Genomic DNA, 3243 nt, shown 5'->3' with positions numbered 1-3243 from the left:
CGACCCGGGGCCGCGGGCGGCCGGCCACCGCCGTGGCCACCACCGCGAGCCGCGCGCGCAGGGCGTCGACGAGGGCCTCCGCCCGATCCGGTACGCCGGCCCGCGCGCCCACTGCCAGGATCGTGTCGAGGACCTCCGGCAGGGTGTACGGGTCCAGCGACAACACGTCGGCGCGGGCCCCCAGGTGATCGAGGGCCTCGGCGACCCGGCCGGAGGGCAGCGCGCACACCCGGCACAGGTCCTGCGTGATGATCAGGTCCGGGTCGAGGCCGGCCAGCGCGTCGGCGTGCAGGGTGTAGAGGTCCTCGCCGGCGGCGGCTCGGGTGCGGACGTACTCGTCGATCTCGCCAGGGCTCATTCCCCGCGTGTCCCGACCGCCGCCCACCACCACGGTCAGGGCGGCCCGGTCGGCGGGCGGCACCTCGCATTCGAAGGTCACCCCGACCAGTTCCGGGCCGAGCCCCAGGGCGTAGACGATCTCCGTCGCGGACGGCAGCAGGGACACCAGACGCATGGGACCATCCTGCCCGGCGCCGCCCGCCGGTCGGCGCTCCGGGTCAGGGCAGCGGACGCGAGATACCCCGGGCGTGGTCCGCGAGGGCCGCGCCGACCACGGTCGCGGTCAGGGGCAGCACCTCCAGGCACCGGCGGACGGCGGCGGCCATCAGCGTGTTCGGCACCCGCATCGACAGCGTGCAGTGCGGCACCCAGCGCCCCGGCCGGTAGTGCTCGGCCAGGGGGACACCGGCCGCCGCCAGTCGGTCGTGGACGAGCCGGTGGTGCGCCAGCAGCTCCTCCGTGGGGGCGACGCCCAGCCACAGCACCCGGCCGACGAACTGCCCGGCGTGCGGGAACTCCAGCCGCAGCGGCGGTGCCACCACCGTCCCGGCCAGCGCCTCGGCCACCCGGTCCGGGTCGAAGCGCGGCGCCACGGCGAGGGAGACGTGCGGCCGGTGGCGCTGTTCCAGCAGCGAGCGCATGCTCTGCACACCCTCGGACTCCAGCGCGTCCCAGAGCACCCGGATCCGTCGGGTGGCGTCGGTGTCCAGGTAGAGCTCCAGCGCCGCGACCACATGATCACTCTAGGGGCGTGCGGTCGCGGCGTGGTCGGGGGTCACGGCACGATGACCGCGCGGCCCTCCAGCGTCCCGTCCTGCATCTTCCGGTACGCGCTGACGGCGTCCTCCAGCGCGAAGGTCGTCGCCTTCGGCTTGACCAGGCCCCGTGCGCCCAGTTCGAGTACCTCGACCAGCTCCGGCCGGCTGCCCCAGTAGGTGGTCTGGATGCTGACCTCGTACGGCACCGAGAAGAACCCGACCGGCAGGGTGCCGCCGCCGATGCCGACGATCGTGAGATCGCCGACCGTGCGGGCGGCGGCCGCGCCGAGCGCCAGGGTCTGGTCCGCGCCCACGAAGTCGAGCACGACGTCGGCGCCGCGGCCCCCGGTGGCCCGCCGGATCTCCTCGGCGGTGTCGGCTCCGGAGAGCATCGTCAGGTCGGCCCCGCATTCCTGGCCCAGCTTCAGCGCCTCCTCGCGGGTGTCCACGGCGATGACCCGGGCGGCGGTGGTGGCCTTGAGGATCTGCACGCCGACGTGACCCAGGCCGCCCACGCCGATGACGACGGCGGTGCTGGTCGGGCCGAGTTTCGCCCAGGACCGGCGGATCGCGTGGTAAGGGGTCAGACCGGCGTCGGTCAGCGGCGCCGCGAGCACCGGGTCGAGGCCCTCGGGCAGCGGCACGACGTGCCGGTCGTCCGGTACGAGCATGTACTCGGCCATCCCGCCGTCCAGCCCGAGCCCGCCACCGCCGCCGGGCACCGGGGCGGCGGCCGGATTCTCGCAGTACGGGTCGACACCGACCCGGCAGCGGGCGCAGGTCCCGCACCCCCACGGGCCGTACACCGCCACCGGCTGCCCCTGCTCCAGACCGGTCACCCCGTCGCCGAGGGCGTGAACCCAGCCGGCGTTCTCGTGGCCGAGGGTGAACGGCGGGTTCCACGGCACCACCCCGGCCTCGAAGTCGTGCATCAGGTGCAGGTCGGAGTGGCAGGCACCGGCGCCACCGATCTTCACCACCACCTCACCGGGGCCCGGGGTCGGCTCGTCGACCTCCACCATCTCGGGCTCGGACTTCCAGTCGGGCAACCGCAGCGCGCGCATGTGGACGTCTCCTGTCCTTCGTTCCCGTTTGTCTGTTCGAGTCCCCGCCGAGCGACGACACAAACGAGTCGCCCGGTATCGGTTCCACACGCGGCCTTACGCTGAGTGGTCGACCAGGGCCTGCGGTCCTGCCGTTACGGACGGTGGCGCCCCGGTCCGGCGCCACCAACCCCCTGCCGCACTTTGCTCTGCACCCCTGTGCGCGCCAGTGCTCCGAGCTGGGTCGATGCGGACGACACGGACGCTCCCGTCCGTCGACGTGACCACGCGGCGTCACTGGTGCATATCAGGGTGCAGAGCAAAGCGTGCGCGGCGGTGTTGCTGGGGTTGGGGGAGCGTCACGCAGGGTCGTGACCGTCGATGACGTCCACCTGGCGCAGGGCGGCGTGCGCGAGCAGGTGGAACGCCTGCGCCTCGGCGGACGTACCCGGACCGGTGAAGTCCGGCGACCCACTCACCCCGGTCACCAGGCCGTACCGGTCGACCCGCTGCTCCGCCGCCGCGACGAGATCCCGGCCCACCTCGGCGTACGAGGGCGGCAGCCAGCCGTCGGCGACGCCGGTCAACGCGGCGTACGCGAGCATCTGGGCGACGTTGGCCTCACGGAAGGAGGCCGGGTCGTCCAGCACGTCGGGCAAGAGCCCGTCGTCGCCCCGGTGGTCCAGGGCGGCGTCGAGCACGACGCGGGCGTGCCCGGCCAACTCGTCGCGGACGCCGGCCGGCCAGGTGATGCCGAGGCGGAGGGCGCGGGCGATGCCGGTGACCACCCAGCCGTTGCCGGTCGCCCAGGGCCGGGGGTGGGTGAGCCGCCCGGTGTCCTCGTCCCAGCGGGCCGCGTACAGGCCGGTGCGCTCGTCGTACAGGCGGCGGCGGTGGCCGGCGACCTGCGCGGCGGCGTGGTCGGCGTGCCCGGTCAGAGCGAGCAGGGGCACCACCATGTGCACCGTGTCGGCCCAGACCTGCCGGCTGCCGAGCACGTGGAACAGGGTGCCGTCGGCGGCCCGGGGCGCGCGGGCGACCAGCCTGTCGAGCTGGGCGTCCAGCGCGGCGGCGTAGCGCGGGTCGCCGGTGAGCGTCGCGGC

General features: G+C 74.5%; 4 protein-coding genes. All 4 read right to left on the bottom strand.

From position 1 onward, the window contains the following. Positions 1 to 514: ABC transporter substrate-binding protein (locus AB0I76_RS25915; protein ID WP_357040532.1), on the bottom strand; the 514-nt coding region annotated here is incomplete at its 3' end. Positions 515 to 557: 43 nt separating this feature from the next. After that, a complete protein-coding gene (locus AB0I76_RS25910) occupies positions 558 to 1073 on the bottom strand; it encodes a 2'-5' RNA ligase family protein (RefSeq protein WP_357040529.1) in 516 nt (171 codons plus the stop codon). A 41-nt stretch (positions 1074 to 1114) separates the two neighbouring features. After that, a complete protein-coding gene (locus tag AB0I76_RS25905) occupies positions 1115 to 2161 on the bottom strand; it encodes an NAD(P)-dependent alcohol dehydrogenase (RefSeq protein ID WP_357040526.1) in 1047 nt (348 codons plus the stop codon). A 338-nt stretch (positions 2162 to 2499) separates the two neighbouring features. Then, a partial coding sequence (locus tag AB0I76_RS25900; RefSeq protein WP_357040523.1) for a glycoside hydrolase family 88 protein occupies positions 2500 to 3243 on the bottom strand: 744 nt, incomplete at its 5' end.

The sequence above is a fragment of the Micromonospora sp. NPDC049799 genome (assembly GCF_040656655.1).
Taxonomy (GTDB): domain Bacteria; phylum Actinomycetota; class Actinomycetes; order Mycobacteriales; family Micromonosporaceae; genus Micromonospora.
The sequence above is the reverse complement of the archived record's forward strand: the minus strand, read 5'-3'. Positions and strand labels throughout refer to the sequence as shown.

Coding starts and splice junctions, on each gene's coding strand:
- AB0I76_RS25905 (WP_357040526.1), bottom strand. CDS start 2,161: ATGCGCGCGCTGCGGTTGCCCGACTGGAAGTCCGAGCCCGAGATGGTG.